Here is a 19,518-nt window from a genome sequence, read left to right as displayed (position 1 = left end):
TGAAATAGAATAAATGTCTGAAGCACAAAACTCATCAACACCAAATCAGGAACGTAACACAGAAAACTGGTTCACTTCATGGTTTGACACTCCGTATTATCACATTCTTTATAAAGACAGAAATTACAGAGAAGCTCAGATTTTTATGGATAACCTTACTCATTATCTTAATCTTCCTGAAAAAGCAAAAGTATTAGATTTAGCCTGCGGAAAAGGTCGTCATTCTATTTATCTAAATCAACTTGGTTTTGATGTTTTAGGAGCCGATTTGTCTGAAAATAGTATAGCTGAAGCTTCTAAAAACAGTAATGATTCCCTTCATTTTAAAGTGCATGATATGCGCGAACCATTTGAAGAAAAATTCGATGCAATTTTCAATCTTTTTACAAGTTTTGGTTATTTTGAAAGTGACGATGACAATCTTACAACCCTAAAAGCAATTAAAGAAAGTTTATCTGAATACGGTTTTGCGGTAATTGATTTTATGAATGTGAATCAGGTAATCGAAACTTTGGTTCCGGAAGAAGTGAAAACCGTTGACGGAATTGATTTCCACATAAAAAGATATGTTGAAGATGGTCATATTTTCAAAGAAATTGACTTTGAAGATCAAGGTAGAAAGTTTCATTTTACCGAAAAAGTAAAAGCCTTAACTTTAAATGATTTTGAAGAATTAATGGCCAAAGCTGGTATTTACTTGCTGGATATTTTTGGAGATTACAAACTCAAAAAATTCCATAAAACTGAAAGCGAAAGATTAATCATGATTTTTAAATAAATTGGTAAATCGTTTAATTGTTTAACCATTTAATCGCTAAACAAAAAAACAATTAACCGATTAAACAAATCAACGATTAAACAAACTAAAAAATGAATTATCTATTACCCTTATTTTCTGTACTTTTAGGATATAGCGTGGCTTTGTTCATTAAACCAAATAACAAAACCAATTTAAAATTACTGCTGGCTTTCAGTGGTTCATTTTTATTGTCGTTGACTGTAATGCATCTTCTTCCTGAAGTTTACGAATCACACAATCATAATATTGGTATATTTATAATGATCGGAATTTTGTTCCAGATCGTACTTGAGTTTTTCTCAAAAGGCGCAGAACACGGACATGTTCATGGGCACGCTAAAATGTCTCAAATTCCGTGGCTCTTGTTTATCAGTTTGTGTATTCATGCCTTTTTAGAAGGTTTTCCGGTAAGTCATCACCATGGTCTGGCAATCGGAATTGCCATTCATCATTTGCCAATTGCCGTAATTCTAACTACCTTTTTCATCAATGCCGATTTAAACAAAAAAGCCATTTTTGCTTTCATGCTTACTTTCGCATTAATGACACCACTTGGAACCATTGCTTCTGAATATCTGGCTTTCCTAAACGATTATTATACCGAAATCACCGCCATAGTAATCGGGATTTTATTCCATATTTCATCGACAATTATTTTCGAAAGCAGTGAAGGACATAAATTCAATGTCGCCAAAGTTTCTATGATTGTACTTGGAATTCTATTAGCATTCTTTCTATAACATTCAAAACTACATATACATTTTGATATCCTAAGAGGTTTTTGAAACCTGTTAGGTATTAACTTTAGCATCCGGAAAATCATATTTCAGATCAGGATTATTAGGGCGTGACCATATTTACAAAAGGCGCTATCTAACAAACCGCTTACAAGCGCCTTTCGCAAATCTGGTCGGGCTATCCGCATTACTTCGGTAATTTGCTCCTATCCCTCACGCAAAAAAAACGAGAACCTGCCGTATTCAAAAAAATACCTAACAGGTTTCCAAAACCTGTTAGGATATAAAATTCGAATGTCAACATTTACAATTCACAATTCACAATTAACAATTATCTAATTCCCCGCTCTCTTTTTCTCATCTTGATTACCAAAAGCACGTTCTTTCACGTTGATTTTTTTGTTTCCGAAATTATAAACCACAGATAAACGTGCAAATCGGTTACTTTCATTTTGACTGTAAACTTGTTTTACGCCATTTACCACCGAAACATCATTTTTTAAATAAGACGTATTAAAAATATCATTTATTAAAAAAGTAATCTGCATTGCTTTGCTTAAAAAATCTTGCTTAAAAGCGATATTCAAACTAGACGTATATCCTGTTTCATACAATCCGCTTTTATAAGGCGCTGTATAATTAAAATCGATTTGCAGTTTACTTGCTTTGCTCAATAAAAATGTATTGTTTGTCGAGAAATCAATTTGAAGGCCATTTACTGGCGTTGCATTAATATCTTTAATAAATTTAATATCTGAGCCTGTAAAATACAATGAATTTTCGCTTTCCCACCAATCTGCAAAACTCGCAGAATACGTTTCTCCAATTCCATAATTAAGACCTTTAAAATAATTCTCTCTCGTTACAATTTGCGTCAATGTTTCTGGATTTGCGGTAAATATTACGCCATAACCATCTGTAATATAATTTGCAAAAACACTAGTTCTCAATATTTTTTTATACGAATGTGCGAATTCAAAATTATCACTAAATGAAGGTTTTAAAAACGGATTTCCTTCTGAATAACTATTACTGCTGATGTAAACTCGAAACGGATTTAATAATGAAAAACCAGGTCTGCGAATTCTCTTTCCATAATTCAAACTAAAACTATTATTTTCATTTTTCTCATAAGAAGCAAAAACGGTTGGAAACAATTTAAAATAGTTATTTATCGTTTCCTGCTTTAAGGTTTCAGAAAAACCGTTTGTTTGCGTATTTTCTAATCGTAATCCCAATTGAAAATTCCATTTTTCATTGATTTTTTTATCTCCGCTAATATAAACCGCCTGATTATTTTCGGTATACTTAAATTGATTTGATTGGTTAGTATCTAAAACTGGAGATCCGGTAATTGTATTAAAAAATACTACATCACTTTTGCTGGTTGTAAAACTCACTTTTGCTCCGTACGATAAATTTAACGCTTGAAGCGGATGTTCCACATCAGCCTTAAAGCTTAAATTGTCAATATCCTGATTCGAAATATTTCGCCCTGATTGATTTACATCAATAAAAGTCCCATCTGATGAGTAATTTTTCGCAACAAAATCTCTATCAAAATTTGAACTATAATTAAAATAATCTGCATCAAATGACAATTTTCGATTTGGATTTAGTTTTGTAATCAAATGCAAATTATAAGTTTGATTACCCGTTTTTTTATCTAAAAAACTCTCGTTGATTATATAATTATTTAATTCATTTTGAGAATTATAGTTATCAATTCTAATATCCGAACTAAAATCAGGATTGCTTTTGTCTTTTAAAAATTGAAAACCAACCGTTGTTTTTTCTGAAAAATCATAATCCAAAGCCATTTTACCAGATAGATTAGCTTCATTCAATTTTGTTGTAGCTTTCATTTTCGAAGGTCCTTCAACAAAATACATATCAAGAGTTTCTTCGATATTTCTATAACCCGTTTTTCCATTAATACTGGCCGAAAATCTAAACTTGTTTTTATTATAAAAGAAATTATTTCTTAAAGCTAAAATTCCGTATTTATTTTGATCATAAGAGGCTGTTGTTGTATTTTTCCAGGAATCACGAGTTCCTTTTTTCATCACAATATTAATTAATCCGCCAGTTCCTTCGGCTTCATATTTTGAAGAAGGATTACTTATGATTTCGATACTTTTAATATCACTTGCCGAAATAGATTTCAAGAAATTATTCAGCTCTTCTCCCGTCAACTCAATCATTCTTCCATCAATCATAACACGGGAGGTTCCTTTTCCTAAAATATTGATAGCATTATTCTGCACCACAACTCCAGGAGCTGTATTTATGGCATTCAAAGCATCGCCTCCAACCGTTGTCGCATTATTTTCAGGATTATAAACCAAACGATCAATTTTTTGCTCTATCGTACTTTTTCTAGTTTGAATAACAACTTCTCCTAAATTGGTTGTGTTTTCTTCTAAGGTAATCATACCCAAATCTGTATCCTTTTGTATAGTAATTACCTTTTTGTAATTTGTAAAACCTAAAAGGGCAACTTCTAATTGATAAGAACCTTTTTGAATAAGAATTTCAAAAGTTCCATCTTGCGAACTTGTTGTGCCGCTTATTATTTTTCCTTCTAAATTTGATATTGAAACTTCTGCCCATTCTAATGAAGTTGTTTTACTTGCTATTTTCCCTTTTAAATTTACCGTCCCCTGCGCTAAACAAAATAAAGGCAATACTAAAAAGATAAGGAGATTTAGTTTTTTCATGATTTCTAATTTTAAACTTGTTTCGATTAATTTGAAGCAAAGTTGCCTTAGAAATTTTCCATACGCGACCGACAAAAAAAGTCGAACCATTTTCTGTTAAAGAAATTGGTTCGACTTTATTAGGTCTGGAGTACGACTTTTCACAAACTACTTATTTTGAAGCATTTCGATAAGCTGTAGGCGTTAAATTAGTATACTTTTTAAAATATGTATTAAAAGATGATTTTGAATTAAAACCCACTTCGTATAAAATTTCCAAAACGGTCAAATCACTTTTTAAAGGATTTTTTAAAATAGTCATGGCTTTTTGAATGCGATATTCATTCACAAAATCAAAAAAATGCTGATTCATATGATGATTAATCAAAATTGATAAATCCCTGACAGGAATATTTATTTGATTAGAAAGTTCTTGAATCGTAAGCGACGGATCCAGAAAAGGTTCTTTTTCTATCATGTATTGTTTCAATAAAACAATTTGAGCTGTAATCGCATCGTTTTGCGTGCCTTTTTCTCCAACAATACTTTCATTATTTTGAAGAATATCTCTTGCTAATTGTAATCTAGAATCGATTCCTCTAAAAAGTTCGGGATGATTCAATGCATTCAACACAAACCAACATGTTACTGCCAAAGCCAGAAATTGCATGATTACATTTGCCCAAATCCATAATTGGTCGTAATCAGTATATCTTAAACCGTTTTTTGCTATTGATAAATAATACAAAGCAAAAACTACTGTAGCTATTTGAAACAACCATTTAAAAATAGAAGTTTTGGGATTAGTATAATTCTCCTGATAAATTTCTCTATATTTTTTTAAAACCAAAAAAACTGCAATACTGTACAATACAATTTGAAGGCCTAACAATATTTGAAAACCGTACAATTCAGGCATTTGACTACGAAAATTATAAAACTGTATTTTTTCTACATCATTTAAAAAATAAAGTCTGAAGGTAAAAAACATATTTGTTACTATAAATGGAATTGCATGGAGCAAATGCTTTGCTTTTAATCTAAAATCAGTGAAACAAACGGATATTATATACAAATAGAAAACAGGAAGTATCAAAGCACAGATAGTCCATCTGAAGAATTCTAAATTAAAATGCGCTTTTACAAAATCTTCACTAATAAAAATGCCAATATTATCAATTGCAAAAAAAAGTAAATAAAACGCAAATAGCTTGTTTGCTAATTTATTCTGGGTTTTTACTGTGAGTAAAAAGAAGGCTAACAACAATGAAACAAAAACTGAAATCCAGCTCATAACATGCAAAAAACTATCTATATCCATTAGTATTTTAGATTAGTAAACAATATTAATATTCTAGTTCTTTAGCTCTATCGAGAAAAGCACAGATCCTTACAAAGAAACAAAGTATTTAAAAATTAACAGAACCTTTATGAAGCGTTTCTATAGGCTGTTGGTGTTAAACTCGTATATTTTTTGAAAGAAGTATTGAAAGAAGATTTTGAATTAAAACCAACTTCATATAAAATTTCTAAAACCGTAACATCATTTTTAGACTTATCTTTCAAAATATTCATGGCTTTTTGAATACGATATTCATTCACAAAATCAAAAAAATGCTGATCCATATGATGATTAATCAAAATAGATAAATCCCGAACAGGAATATCAATTTGATTTGCCAATTCCTGAATCGTAAGCGACGGATCCAAAAATGGTTCTTTCTCTGTCATATATTGCTTTAAATTCGAAATCTGACTGGAAATCAATTCGGTTTGGGCATTGTTTGGGTTTGACTTTTCTTCTGTTTCAGGCAAAATTTCTTTTGTCAGTTTTAATTTTGAATTAACTCCTCTAAAAAGCTCCGGATGATTGAGCGCTTTCATTATAAACCAACAAGTTATAAATAAAGCAATGCTCCCTACAAGTACATTTGCCCAAAGAAATATCTCTCTGAAACCAGTATATCGCAATAAATTTTTCAATATCACTATAGAATGCGCCGTAAGAAAAACGCATGTTATTTGAAAAAGCCATTTATAAGTTGCCGTACTCGGATTTGCATAATTTTCTAAATAGATTTCTCTGTATTTCTTTAAAATCAAAAAGACACTTATAATATAAAAGGCATACTGAAATTCAACTAAAATCTGAATAAAATAGATTTCCGGCATTTGATTCAGAACAGTAATAAAACTATTCTTATCAATATCTAAACTCCCGTAAATTCTCGGAATAAAAACTAAATTGACCACTATAAACGGAAGTAAATGAATTAAATGCTTTCGCTGCAATCTAAAATCAGAATAACAAACAGCCAATACATAAAGGTAAAATAGCGGCATTGCTAATAAACAGAAAGTCGATCTAAATATCTCAAAATTCAGCTCAGTGCGGGTCGCCGGATTTATAAAAAATCCACTTAAATCGATTGCTGATAAGATAAAAAAAGCACCAAATAAACTGTTCGCCAATTTATTTTGAGTTTTAACTGTAAATAAGAAAAACGCAAGCAATAAAGAAACGAAAACAGAGATTCCGCCAATCCCTTGCAATATATCCAGTTTATCCATTTATTTTTTAATATTTTAACAAATATAATATTTTAGTTGATTTCGTAGGGTTAAACTCCAATTTCGTCTCAAACAAATCGGTGAAAAAAAATTTAACATTTTGATAAGTTTACGCAATAAATTTATCCAAGTTTGATATAAAATATGTTAATTTTGAACGATAAAATTTTTGAAAGAAAATGACTTTTACAAAAACAACAGAACAGTCTTCAAAATACGAACATTTAGAGCAAATGTCAGTTCATGAACTCCTTAACAATATTAATGAGGAAGATATAACTGTGCCACATGCCGTCAAAAAAGCAATCCCACAAATTGAAGCTCTGGTTACACAAGTAGTTGCCAACTTAAAACTAGGCGGACGTCTTTTTTATATTGGAGCTGGAACTTCCGGACGCTTAGGTGTTGTTGATGCATCTGAATGTCCGCCAACTTTTGGAGTTCCTTTCGATTTGGTAAACGGTATTATTGCGGGTGGTGATGGCGCTATTCGTCGTGCTGTTGAAAATGCTGAGGACAATGCAACGCAAGCCTGGATTGATTTACAGATGCATAATATTGGTCCAAATGATGTTGTAATAGGAATTGCCGCTTCTGGAACTACTCCTTATGTAATTGGAGGCTTGGAAACTTGCAATCAGAATAATATAGTTACTGGATGTATCACAAATAACGCTGGAAGTCCGCTTGCTTTGACAGCAAAATTTCCAATCGAAGTAGTTGTAGGACCTGAATTTCTTACCGGAAGTTCTCGAATGAAAGCCGGAACTGCTCAAAAATTAGTCTTAAATATGCTTTCTACTGCTGCGATGATTCAACTTGGAAGGGTAAAAGGCAATAAAATGGTTGATATGCGATTAAGTAATGTAAAACTAGTTGATCGCGGTGTTAAGATGGTAATGGAACAAATTTCTGTTCCTTACGAAGAAGCTTCAGAATTATTGAAAAAATACGGCAGCGTAAGAAATGCTGTTGACAATTATAAAAAGTAAAAAGTTTTCTGTAAAATTTAAAATCTGTTTCAAAGTAGAACTTGAAACCTGAAACAAAGAAAATTTTAAACAAAAACAAAATGGCAACAAATAAACAATTATTAGGAAAAGGAATTAAATATTTAACAGGTGCTTTACCTCTAATGTTTATTGGTCCAACACTTATATATAATGCTTTTATGAATCAACATACCAATTGGCATTATCTTGTTTTAGGAATTGGTATTGTGGCTTGTCTGAGTTCGATGGTCTTAATCTTTTTAGGATTGAAAATTATCATGAAAGGTATTTTTAACGACTAAATCAAAAAGTTAAACCTAACAAATTTCAGATTTCTTTCGGTTTAACGAACTAAATAGATTTTAAAATCTTCTTAAAAAACATTCATGGAAAGTTTAATTCACATTCAGAAAACATTCGATAAAGTTGTTTATATCGACAAAAAAATAAACAACCGCGAGTTTGAGGATTGTGTTTTTAAAAACTGTGATTTTTCGAACAGCAATTTTGCTTACAATACTTTTTTGGACTGCGAATTTATTGACTGCAATCTATCGATGACAAGTTTGGCAGGAACAAGTTTAAAGAATGTCACTTTTAGAAATTGCAAACTTTTAGGAATAGCCTTCAACGAATGTGATGATTTTTTGTTTCAGGTACATTTTGAAGAAAGTGCTCTGGATTATGCTTTATTTTCGAATAAAAAAATGCCTAAAACCAAGTTTATAAATTGCTCTGTAAGAGAAGTAACTTTTATTGGAACCAATTTAACGAGTTCGTTTTTTGATAATTGTGATCTTAATGGCGCTATATTTAATGAAACGCAATTGGCCGGAGTCGATTTTAGAACTGCTTACAATTATAAAATTGATCCTGAATTTAATCCGATGAAAAAAGCACAATTTTCTACAGATGGAATTGTTGGTCTTTTAGATAAATATGATATTAAAATTGTATAATTATGAGTGCTAATATTTCTTATTTAGAAAGTGCCAAAAAACAGTTTTTATACTATAAAATGCTCGGTGAAAAAGCCATTGCTCAATTAGAGCCTGAACAACTTTTTATTGCTGTAAACGAAGATACCAACAGCATTGCCACAATCATAAAACATATTTCGGGCAATATGCTTTCACGCTGGACGGATTTTCTAACTTCGGATGGTGAAAAAGAATGGCGCAATCGTGATTCCGAATTTGAAAATGATCTAACTTCAAAAGAAGAAGTTCTGCAACTCTGGAACAAAGGCTGGAATTGCTTAGAAAATGCCTTAGAAAACTTAAAACCCGAACAACTTTCTGAGATTATTTATATTCGAAATGAAGGTCATACGGTTATTGAAGCGATAAATCGGCAATTAGCGCATTATCCTTATCATATTGGGCAAATTGTTTTTTACGCCAAACAATTGAAAAACAGCGAATGGAATAGCTTATCAATTCCAAAAAACAAATCCGGAAATTACAACGCTGAAAAGTTTGCCAAAGAAAAAGAAATTAAGAACTTTACCGATGATGAATTAAAAAGATTCAAATGATAAAGCAGTAAGCTATAAGCTTTAGGCTATAAGCAAAACTGCTTGCCGCCTAAAGCTTATAGTCTACCGCTGAAAGCTTAAAAAAAAATGAAAAAAATTATATTCCTATTTCCTTTTCTGGCTTTAGTTTCTTGCTATAATGCCGAGCATAACTGCAAAGATTTCAAAAACGGAAAATTCAAATTTGAGTTTGAAGTAAACGGCGTTAAAAAAACGACCTTTTTTGAACGCAAAGACAGTATCGAAATCGAAACTTTTGAAGGAAAAGTCGATACGGCAACAATTCGTTGGGTAAGCGACTGCGAATATGTACTGCAAAAGAAACACCCAAAAAACATGGCTGAAGAAAAAGCAATCAGCATGAAGATTTTAACAACTTCAAAAGATTCTTATACTTTTGAATTTGGCTTAGTTGGCTCTGAAGAGAAGCAACATGGTAAAGTTTTTAAAGTTGATTAAAAAGTTAAAGTCCCAAATTGGGGCTTTTTTTTTGATTTGCCACGAAGACACAAAGTCACAAAGTTTTTTACCATTACGGAAAAAACTTTGTGACTTTGCACCTTTGTTCCTTTGTCCCCAAAAAAAGAAACGTGTTTATTTCACGTTTATATTTTTAAATAGTATTTTAGAACTTTAATCTAACCTCATGAAAAATACCATTTCGCAAAGAGTTGCCGACTTTTTAAAAAATTATCCGCCTTTTAGTTTTTTACACCAGATGGATCTGGAAAAGTTGTCTGAGCAAATTTCTATCATTTATAAAGAAAAAGACAGCATCATTTTTGCCGAAAATGACAAAACTCATGATTCTTTTTATGTGGTTCATAAAGGTGCGGTTGCATTGAAAAAGAGCACCAAAAATACAGTTTTGGACATGTGTGATGAAGGTGATATTTTTGGGCTCCGTCCTCTTTTGGCACAGGAAAATTACATTATGGAAGCTGTAGCGCATGAAGAAAGCATTTTGTACGCCATTCCAATCGCTGTTTTTAAACCCTATGCGCTTGAAAATCGAAATGTTGGTAATTTCCTGATTGAAAGTTATGCTTCAAACACCCGAAATCCTTATTCTGATATCCATAAAGATAAACTATATGGTCACGATGATATTCTACACGAAAATCTTCATTCAAGCAATCATTCATTTGATTTAGCGCCTATAAAATATTCCAAGAAAATTGTAACCTGTGGCCCGTCTACTACTGTAAAAGACATTGCCAAAATCATGAATAAAAAGAAAGTTGGTGCTATTTTGATTGTAGACGAAATGCTTCCGATTGGTATTCTGACGGACAAAGATCTTCGAAATAAAATCGTAACCGGAGATTTTCCTATAACAACTACGGCTGAAACGATAATGACCAAACCGGTTATTACGTATCCGAAAAAAATGACGGTGACTGAGGCTCAAATGGCCATGATGAAAAGCAATATCAGTCATTTATGTCTGACCAAAGACGGAACTGTCAATACTAAAGCGGTCGGAATTTTATCCAAACATGATGTAATGGTTGCGCTTGGAAATAACCCAGCTGTTTTGATAAAAGCTTTAAAACGAACCAAAAAAATCAAAGAAATAAAACCGATCCGAAACCGAATTATGCAATTGCTGCAAGGTTATCTGGATCAGAATATCCCAATGACTTTGATTACCAAAATTATTACAGAACTTAATGAAGCCTGTACCAATCGTGTAATTGAAATCTGTTTAGAAAAAATGAGCAGTCCCCCACCTGTAAAATTTGCCTGGCTAGCACTTGGAAGTCAAGGAAGAGGTGAACAAATGCTGCATACTGATCAGGATAATGCAATTGTATATGAAAATGTAAATGAGGTTTTCAGGGATGAAACGCGAATTTATTTCTTAAAATTTGCCGGACTTGTAAACAAAGGACTTTTTGATATTGGTTATGATTATTGTCCGGCAGAAATGATGGCTTCGAACCCAAAATGGTGCATGAGTCTTGACGATTGGAAAAATCAAGTACATCATTGGATCACCAATCCGGGCAAAAATGAAGTTTTGCTTTCTTTCATTTTCTTTGATTACAGTATGACTTATGGCGATTCGGATATCGTTAACCAATTATCCGATTCTATTTTTGAGGATGTAAAAGCAAATCCGATTTTTTATATGCATTTAGTGAGCGGTGCTTTACAAAGTCCATCGCCTACTGGCTTTTTCAGACAATTTTTGGTTGAACAAGACGGTGCCAATAAAGATAATTTTGATATTAAAAGAAGAGCTTTAATGCCTTTGACTGATGCTGCGCGTGTTTTGATTTTATCACATTCTGTAAAATCAATAAGCAATACGGCAGAACGTTTTGAAAAATTAGCCGAACTGGAACCTACTAATAAAGAACTTTATTTATCCTGCTCGTATTCATTTAAAGCTTTATTAAAATTCAGAACCAAACAAGGTCTTTTGCATCATGACTCCGGTCAGTTTATTGCTTTGGAATCTTTATCCAAAATGGAAAAAATAAAACTGAAACGCACTTTTAAAACAATCAAAGAACTTCAGGAACTTATTTCGGTACGTTTTAATATATCAAATCTGGTTTAATCATGAGTTTATTCAATTTTTGGAAGAAAGAAGAAGATCTGTTTGATAAAAATATCACTATCGAAGAAACACGTTTTGTTGTTTTAGATACAGAAACGACAGGTTTTGATTACGATAACGACCGTATATTATGTATAGGAGCGCTGATTCTTCAAAACGGAAAAATTGCCATAAATGAAAGTTTCGAAGTTTATCTGGAACAAGATCATTACGATAAATCGACTGCGCAGATTCATGGAATTTTAAAAGCATTCGTTATTCAGCGCCCAAGTGAATTAGAAGCTTTACAGCAGTTTCTGGATTTTTTAGGAGATTCTATCATCATTGCACATCATACTACATTTGATATAACTATGATTAATAGAGCTTTAGAAAGAAATAATCTTCCGCAGCTTGCCAATCATAGTTTAGATACCGCAATTTTATACAAAAGAACCTTAATCAAATCGCATTTGTTTGAGAGAAAAGATCATTATAGTCTCGATGACCTAGCTGATAAATTTGATATTTCCAAGAAAGACCGTCATACCGCTTTAGGCGATGCATATATCACAGCTATCGCTTTTCTTAAAATCGTGAAGAAATTAAAAGAGAAAAAAGAAATTAATCTTAATCAGCTCTTTAAGTTGTTTTAAGATTATTTTATGAGTCTTAAATTTACATTTGATCAATACTATTTACCTTTTAGTAATACAAGACTTATAAAAATTAGCAAAAAGGAAAAGTAGCCATAACATGTATTTTGTTTTTGAAAGATAGCTTTGCTTCAATCAAAAAAAACACAAAAAAACAATTATGAAAGCTAACTTTTTTAAATCAATTGCTTTGCTTGGAATTACAGGTTTTTCTGTAATTAGTTGTCAAAATGATGACAAAGATTCTTCTAACGGTGTAAATGCTGACATCGATTTTACGTCACATTCAAAAGTTCCTGCTTTTGTTTATCCAATGACTGGTTTCGAAAATTTGAAAATCAGTACATTGATTGCAAGTACAGATGTATTGCCAGAGTCTCCATCATTTGTTTATGGTGCGCAACCAGACGGAGCCGGATTAATGAAAAACCCAAATGGCGAAGGTTACATCATGATTACGAATCACGAAATTCTTCAATCAGTTTCAAGAGTTTATCTTGACAAAACTTTTAAACCTGTAAAAGGTGATTATTTAGTTGATGGTGTTGGAGGTCTAACTCGTTTGTGTTCTGCAACTTTGGCAACTCCAGAAATTCACGGTTTTGGTCCGGTTTTCTTAACTGCAGGAGAAAGCGGCCAGGAAAGTATGGTTCACGGAATCAATCCGTTAGGATTATCTTCTGATAAAGCAAGAACGGACAGAGTTTTACCTGCTTTAGGAAAAGCAAGTATGGAAAACGCTGTACCGCTTCCAAAAGAAGCTTATCCAGAAAAAACAGTTATTTTAATTGGAGAAGATCAGTCTTACGCAACTTCACACGTAAGTGCAGGACAATTAATTATGTACATGAGCAGTACAGTTGGCGATTTGTCAAACGGAAAATTATACGCTTTAAAAAGAACTGATGGAAATCAGGTTGAAACTACAATGAAATTAAACAATTCATACCCAGTTCAATTTGTTGAAATTCCAAATGCTAAAAACTTAACTGGAGCTGTAATTAATACTACAGTAAATTCTTTGGGTGCAATTCGTTTTTCAAGAGTTGAAGACGTAGATTACAGAAAAGGAAGTGCAAGCAACAACAGAGAAGTTTACTTCACTGCAACTGGTCAGGCGACATCAAATGCACCAGTAGAAGGTTATACAATGTGGGGACGTGTTTACAAATTAAAAATGGATGCTAACGATCCTTTAAAAGGAACTTTAGAATTGGCTGTTGAAGGTGACAGTACTCCGGGTACAGGCATCATTAACCCGGACAACTTATGTGTGACTGAAAATTTCGTTTACATTCAGGAAGACGGAGATAGTTATTATGCCGATGCTAAACACGATTCTTATATCTGGCAATATAACATTGCTACAAAACAAAATAAGCCTTGGTTGAACATGAATCACAAAAGAACAGATGCAGACTGGAATACACTTTACAACCAAACTGGGGAAATGCGTTTTGGAAGCTGGGAATTTGGTGCAATGGAAGACATCTCAGATATCATAGGTGTTCCGGATACTTTTACTGTGAATATTCACCCTCACACTTGGCAGAGCGACAAATTCAAAAATGCTGACGGATCAGGAATCAACAGCAATAAAGAAGGTGGACAAACTGTAATTATTAGAAACGTTCAACGATAATAATTTCAACTCCAAAATTATATTAAACAGCCCTTATTGTTGAATAAGGGTTGTTTCTATTACAATACCATTATGAAATTAAAACACTTTACTTTTCTATTTTTAGCACTTTGTCTGTTATTTTCATGCAAACAAAATGAAGTTCCCAAAACCACAATTAAACAGAATCTTCTAGTAGATTTAACTAAATTAAATAGTGAAATTGTACATTTTCAAGAACTCGTAATAAAAAATGCTTCCCAAAAAGAGATTTTGGAGCAATTTAAAAAATCACGTCTGGTCTATAAAAAAGTAGAATGGGCAATTGAGTATTTTATTCCCGAAACCGCACGATTTATGAACGGTCCGGCCTTGGATGAAATGGAACTCGAAGAAAACAGATCTTTTGAACCTCATGGTTTTCAGGTAATCGAAGAAATGATTTATCCTGAATATAAAATTGCAGATAAAGAAAATGTTGTAAGAGAATTAAATATTTTTCAATCAAATATCAAACAGCTTAAAAGCACTTTTGAAGTTATTACCATCAGCGATGATTATGTTTTAGACGCTATTGAGCAAAATGTATTTCGTGTTATTTCTTTGGGAATCACAGGTTTTGACAGTCCAATTTTGCAATCTTCTATTCCTGAAGCTGCAGAAAGTCTAATTTCTATTTCTGAACCTCTTGAAATTATCAATTCCAATAATAAAACATTAGAAAATTTAAAGAAGTTAACTGCAAAAGCAAGCCAATATTGCACTAAAAATAACAACTTCAATGCTTTTGACAGAGCCTTTTTTATAACTGAATATTTAAACCCGATTTCAAAAAAAATTAAAGCTTTTCAAAAGGAAGAAAATATTAAAAATGTAAAGAAAACCAGTCCATTAAAACCAACTGTTGAAACTTTATTTGATAAAGATGCTTTTGATGTTAACGGTTTTGTTCTTTCAAAAGAATATAATTTCACTAAAGAAAAGGCGGTTTTAGGAGAAAAATTATTCTATGACAAAAGCCTTTCAAAAAACAATGACAGAAGCTGTGCGACTTGTCATCATCCTGAAAAAGCTTTTACCGATGGTTTAAAAACAAATGTTTCTCTAACAGGATCAAATCTTGCCAGAAATACTCCTACCCTAACCTACGCTTCCTTGCAAAATGCTCAATTTTGGGATATGCGCCAATTGGATTTAGAAAAACAAAGTGTAGATGTAATTCAGAATAAAGACGAAATGCATGGTTCAATGGAAAATATTCATGCAAAAATTTTAGTGGATAATGATTATATAAAATTGTTTAAAAAAGCGTTCCCAAAAGCCTCAAAGCCAGAAGCCTGGCAGATTCAAAATGCTATCGCAAGTTATGTACGATCTTTAAATTCTTTTGATTCAAGATTTGATGAATATATGCGTGGAAACAAAAATACTCTTAACAATCAGGAAATTGAAGGAATGAATCTTTTTATGGGAAAAGCAAAATGTGCAACTTGTCATTTTACGCCATTGTTTAACGGAACAGTTCCGCCGACTTATTCTAAAACGGAACACGAAGTTATTGGAACACCAAATGAAGCTTCAGGAAAGGCTTTAAGTCCGGACAAAGGTCGTTACTTATATAATAAAATGCCGCAATTAGTTGGTGCTTTTAAAACGCCAACTGTACGTAATGTTGCTGTTACTGCACCTTATATGCACAACGGTGTTTTCAAAACATTAGAAGAAGTCGTTTCTTTTTATAATAAAGGTGGCGGACAAGGCTTAGGGTATGAATTAGAAAATCAGACTCTTCCTTTCGATAAATTGAATTTAAATGTCAAAGAAGAAAAAGCACTTGTTGCTTTTATGAAAACACTTACAGATAAGAAATACCAATAAAACCAATTATATTATAACCTCAACAATCAAAAACGCCGGAAAATTAATTATTCCGGCGTTTTAAATTAATCAACAAACATTCGATACGGAAATACATTTGAAGATCTATTTTTTAAGTTTTTCATAAAGCTGTCACAGAGATATGTCCACTCTGAATCTGACAAATGTTGTTTCTCTTCAAAATTTGTTTTAATATGAATATCAACCGTTCGGCTGAAACCAGCTTTTACAGAAATTTCTTTTCTTGTTCCTTTTTCAATTTTGATAGCCTCGATTGAATTTTTAAAATGATTAAATCCGAATGCTTTAATATCGGAAAAAGTTACAATTCGGCCTCGAGTTAATAATGCATTTCTGTAGGCAAGAATTCGGTCTTTTTTATTCTGCTTATTCAAGCCTCCAACTGTATTGGTCATTAATGTTACTCTTTTACTAACAAAAAACAAATCATCTTTCGACTCTAAAACGGTTCCGGCTTTAATATCATTTCCTTCTTCAGCACAAGTTGACCAATAACTTATCGTAAATGATTTTCCAGTCGAATCCTCTGTTGTGGGCTTAATCATCAAATACGGATCATTATTTTTAGAAAAACTACTTTCTTTGGCTTGTTGTTCAACCGATGCAAGCAATTGATTTATTTCAATTGAAAATAACGATGTAAAATGGATCAAAGAAGAAGTCATTTTATCTCTTAAAAATTAAATCAAAAAACGTAAAAAAAAACGCTAAGTTAAATTCTTAGCGTTTTCTATTTTATTCTAAAACCAAACCTATTTGGCCATCGTCTTCTAATTCTGTTTCGACCGAATCATCTTCTGGCAATTCTGGTTTTTCAGGAACTTCTTCAATCGGTTCTTCATATGGAAGCGGATCTAACAAGTTTACCTGTTTTAATTTATCTGTTGTTAATTGATTCCCTAAAGCCTTGAAACCTTTTACGGCTATAAAGTCCTCTACATCAATATGTAAATCTTCTTTTTGAACTCCTTTTACTTTTGCAAAAACCAACTGCGCTACTGGACGATAATCTGTCGATACAATTTCTAATTGCGAATTTGGATGATCTGTAATAAAGCTTTCTTCTTTTCCTTCATTTTCTACAAGGAAACGTTTCAAGAAATAACGCTCTTTTTCTCCATCATAGTAAATTGCCGAAATTGGTTTCTTAGGTTTCCATTTTTCTAATACAATCATATCTTCCTCAAAGTGAGTCGATAATTCCGGAATAATTACTTTTAATTTACCACTTTGGCTAATTACTAAGATTTTATCACTTGGTTTAAATTCACCCAGCAATTCCCCTCTCGCATCAACATTTAAACGTTTTACAGTATCATCAAACCAAACTTTTCTTGGAAGTAAAGTTGAAATTCCTTTTTCTTTTAATTCGATTTTTTTGATTGGATATTTGGTAACCAAATTTCCTTTTGAAGCACGTCCTTTGATTGCTAATTTAGCAAAATCAATATCGAATTTCAGTTTCTTAATTGTTCCTATTTGACGTAATAATATAGTGACAACCTCAGCTTCTCCATTTGGATTATGTGAAAAATAAACAACCTGTGAACCATTTGTCCCATTCGTTAAATCGTAAGCTTTATCACGTGTAACACCCGAAACATTGAAACGTTTTATGTACGATGGACCTGATTTACCATCACGATACATCATGTTGTAAATGGTACGTTTATCGCTTTTATCAAAAACAGCAACGTGTATAATATCTTTCCCGATAAACGTTTTGGCATCAACTTTTGTAATCATCATTTTACCGTCGCGTAAAAACACAATTACATCATCAATATCAGAACAATCAGCTACATATTCGTCTTTCTTTAAACTCGTTCCAACGAAACCTTCTTCGCGGTTTACGTATAATTTTGTGTTACGTAAAACTACTTTTGTAGCTTCAACGTTATCAAAAACACGAAGTTCTGTCTGACGCTCACGGCCTTTTCCGTATTTCTCTTTTAATTTGGTGAAGTAAGCAATAGCAAAATCTGTTAAATGCTCCAGATTATGCTCTACTTCTTTCATTTCTTCTTCTAACCTTGAAATCAAATCATCAGCTTTATCAGAATCGAAACGCGTAATACGAATCATCGGGATTTGAGTCAAACGCTGTAAATCTTCGTCGGTAATTTCTCTGACGAATGATTTTTTGAAAGGCTCAAAACGATCGTATAAATATTTGTAAAGTGATTCTCTATCTCCGTATAATTTGAAGTCAATATACATTTCTTCACGAATGAAGATTTTTTCTAATGTAGAGAAATGCCACTTATTTTTTAATTCTTCTAACTGAATTTCTAATTCCTGACGAAGCAAATCAACCGTTCTGTGTGTTGAGATTTTCAACATTTCAGAAACTCCTATAAACAATGGCTTATTGTCTTCAATAACACATCCTAAAGGCGCAACAGACGTCTCGCAAGCTGTAAAAGCAAACAAAGCATCAATTGTTTTATCCGGAGAAACGCCTGGGAAAAGATGAATTAAAATCTCAACATCAGCAGCGGTATTGTCTTCAATTTTCTTGATTTTGATTTTGCCTTTATCATTGGCTTTCAAAATACTGTCAATTAAAGTCGATGTATTGGTAGAAAACGGAATTTGCGTAATCACCAATGTATTCTTGTCTAATTGCGAAATTTTAGCACGTACACGTACACGTCCGCCACGAAGTCCATCATTATAATTTGACACATCGGCGATACCTTGTGTCATAAAATCAGGATATAATGTAAACGGTTTTCCTTTTAAAATTTTAATCGAAGCTTCTATTAATTCGTTGAAGTTATGAGGAAGAACTTTTGTAGAAAGTCCAACTGCAATACCTTCCGCTCCCTGAGCCAAAAGCAATGGGAATTTTACTGGAAGATTGTTTGGTTCTGCCCGACGACCATCATACGAAACACCCCAATCGGTAATTTTTGGAGAGTATAAAACTTCCAAAGCAAATTTAGATAAACGTGCCTCAATATAACGCGAAGCTGCTGCTCCGTCGCCCGTTAAAATATTTCCCCAGTTTCCTTGGCAATCAATCAATAAATCTTTTTGACCAATTTGCACCATTGCGTCACCAATACTCGCATCTCCGTGTGGGTGATACTGCATAGTGTGACCAACAACATTGGCAACTTTATTATAACGACCATCATCCAGCTCTTTTAAAGAGTGCATAATACGACGCTGAACTGGCTTAAATCCGTCCTCGATAGCAGGAACCGCACGTTCCAGAATTACATACGAAGCATAATCCAAAAACCAGTCTTTGTACATTCCGGTTACTTTCGTAATAACGTCTTCACCTTCTTCTTCTTGATTTTCGTAAAAATGCTGTCCTTCGAAATGCTTTGCATCTACATTTATAATCTCATCTGAATCATCTTGATTTTCATCAAATTGATTTTCATCATGATTATTCTCGTCGTCGTTTGGAATTATGTTATCGTCTTCTTCGTCTTTCATTTATTT

Annotated in this window: 16 protein-coding genes; 11 read left to right on the top strand and 5 right to left on the bottom strand. The window is 32.6% G+C overall.

Annotation, left to right across the window (positions count from 1 at the left end; genetic code table 11):
* Window positions 1–13 precede the first annotated feature (13 nt).
* Entirely contained in the window at window positions 14–778 is a 765-nt protein-coding gene (locus tag BD847_RS02085; RefSeq protein ID WP_115886603.1) for a class I SAM-dependent methyltransferase, read from the top strand.
* Between the two features lie 92 nt (window positions 779–870).
* Window positions 871–1,539 (top strand): ZIP family metal transporter, encoded by a 669-nt coding sequence (locus BD847_RS02080; protein ID WP_115886602.1) that lies wholly within the window; start codon window positions 871–873, stop codon window positions 1,537–1,539.
* Between the two features lie 332 nt (window positions 1,540–1,871).
* On the opposite strand, the gene BD847_RS02075 is transcribed toward BD847_RS02080, so the two are convergent.
* The 3 genes from BD847_RS02075 to BD847_RS02065 all read right to left on the bottom strand — a co-directional run bounded on the left by BD847_RS02075 (window position 1,872) and on the right by BD847_RS02065 (window position 6,806).
* Complete coding sequence (locus BD847_RS02075; RefSeq protein WP_115887324.1) at window positions 1,872–4,256, bottom strand: outer membrane beta-barrel family protein; 2,385 nt, start codon at window positions 4,254–4,256, stop codon at window positions 1,872–1,874.
* A 151-nt stretch (window positions 4,257–4,407) separates the two neighbouring features.
* The gene (locus BD847_RS02070; RefSeq protein ID WP_115886601.1) at window positions 4,408–5,556 is read right to left on the bottom strand and encodes a helix-turn-helix domain-containing protein; all 1,149 of its coding nucleotides are present in this window, start codon (window positions 5,554–5,556) and stop codon (window positions 4,408–4,410) included.
* Between the two features lie 107 nt (window positions 5,557–5,663).
* Window positions 5,664–6,806, bottom strand: a complete 1,143-nt coding sequence (locus BD847_RS02065) for a helix-turn-helix domain-containing protein (protein WP_115886600.1) — start codon at window positions 6,804–6,806, stop codon at window positions 5,664–5,666.
* A 179-nt stretch (window positions 6,807–6,985) separates the two neighbouring features.
* Here BD847_RS02065 and murQ point away from each other — a divergent pair, with 179 nt between their 5' ends.
* The 9 genes from murQ to BD847_RS02015 all read left to right on the top strand — a co-directional run bounded on the left by murQ (window position 6,986) and on the right by BD847_RS02015 (window position 16,038).
* Complete coding sequence (gene murQ, locus BD847_RS02060) at window positions 6,986–7,798, top strand: N-acetylmuramic acid 6-phosphate etherase (protein WP_115886599.1); 813 nt, start codon at window positions 6,986–6,988, stop codon at window positions 7,796–7,798.
* Window positions 7,799–7,878: 80 nt separating this feature from the next.
* Window positions 7,879–8,100, top strand: coding sequence for a DUF6095 family protein (locus tag BD847_RS02055; protein ID WP_115887323.1), 222 nt, complete (start codon window positions 7,879–7,881; stop codon window positions 8,098–8,100).
* Between the two features lie 84 nt (window positions 8,101–8,184).
* Complete coding sequence (locus BD847_RS02050; protein ID WP_115886598.1) at window positions 8,185–8,757, top strand: pentapeptide repeat-containing protein; 573 nt, start codon at window positions 8,185–8,187, stop codon at window positions 8,755–8,757.
* A gap of 2 nt (window positions 8,758–8,759) precedes the next feature.
* Window positions 8,760–9,335, top strand: coding sequence for a DUF1572 family protein (locus BD847_RS02045; RefSeq protein WP_115886597.1), 576 nt, complete (start codon window positions 8,760–8,762; stop codon window positions 9,333–9,335).
* Between the two features lie 87 nt (window positions 9,336–9,422).
* Entirely contained in the window at window positions 9,423–9,794 is a 372-nt protein-coding gene (locus BD847_RS02040; protein ID WP_115886596.1) for a DNA topoisomerase IV, read from the top strand.
* A 187-nt stretch (window positions 9,795–9,981) separates the two neighbouring features.
* The gene (locus tag BD847_RS02030; RefSeq protein WP_115886594.1) at window positions 9,982–11,904 is read left to right on the top strand and encodes a DUF294 nucleotidyltransferase-like domain-containing protein; all 1,923 of its coding nucleotides are present in this window, start codon (window positions 9,982–9,984) and stop codon (window positions 11,902–11,904) included.
* A gap of 2 nt (window positions 11,905–11,906) precedes the next feature.
* Window positions 11,907–12,539: a 3'-5' exonuclease gene (locus BD847_RS02025; RefSeq protein WP_115886593.1), complete on the top strand. Its 633-nt coding sequence runs from the start codon at window positions 11,907–11,909 to the stop codon at window positions 12,537–12,539.
* Window positions 12,540–12,699: 160 nt separating this feature from the next.
* The gene (locus BD847_RS02020; protein ID WP_115886592.1) at window positions 12,700–14,181 is read left to right on the top strand and encodes an alkaline phosphatase PhoX; all 1,482 of its coding nucleotides are present in this window, start codon (window positions 12,700–12,702) and stop codon (window positions 14,179–14,181) included.
* A gap of 72 nt (window positions 14,182–14,253) precedes the next feature.
* Window positions 14,254–16,038 (top strand): cytochrome-c peroxidase, encoded by a 1,785-nt coding sequence (locus tag BD847_RS02015; RefSeq protein WP_115886591.1) that lies wholly within the window; start codon window positions 14,254–14,256, stop codon window positions 16,036–16,038.
* A gap of 65 nt (window positions 16,039–16,103) precedes the next feature.
* Here BD847_RS02015 and BD847_RS02010 read toward each other — a convergent pair whose 3' ends face one another.
* Both BD847_RS02010 and BD847_RS02005 read right to left on the bottom strand, forming a co-directional pair.
* Window positions 16,104–16,724, bottom strand: a complete 621-nt coding sequence (locus tag BD847_RS02010; protein ID WP_244201543.1) for a hypothetical protein — start codon at window positions 16,722–16,724, stop codon at window positions 16,104–16,106.
* A gap of 70 nt (window positions 16,725–16,794) precedes the next feature.
* Window positions 16,795–19,512 carry a DNA gyrase/topoisomerase IV subunit A gene (locus BD847_RS02005; protein WP_115886590.1) on the bottom strand — a complete coding sequence of 906 codons (2,718 nt, stop codon included), beginning with the start codon at window positions 19,510–19,512 and terminating at the stop codon, window positions 16,795–16,797.
* Window positions 19,513–19,518 lie beyond the last annotated feature (6 nt).

This window comes from Flavobacterium cutihirudinis, assembly GCF_003385895.1.
Lineage (GTDB): Bacteria > Bacteroidota > Bacteroidia > Flavobacteriales > Flavobacteriaceae > Flavobacterium > Flavobacterium cutihirudinis.
Note: the sequence above shows the minus strand (reverse complement) of the source record. Positions and strands in the feature narration are given on the sequence as shown.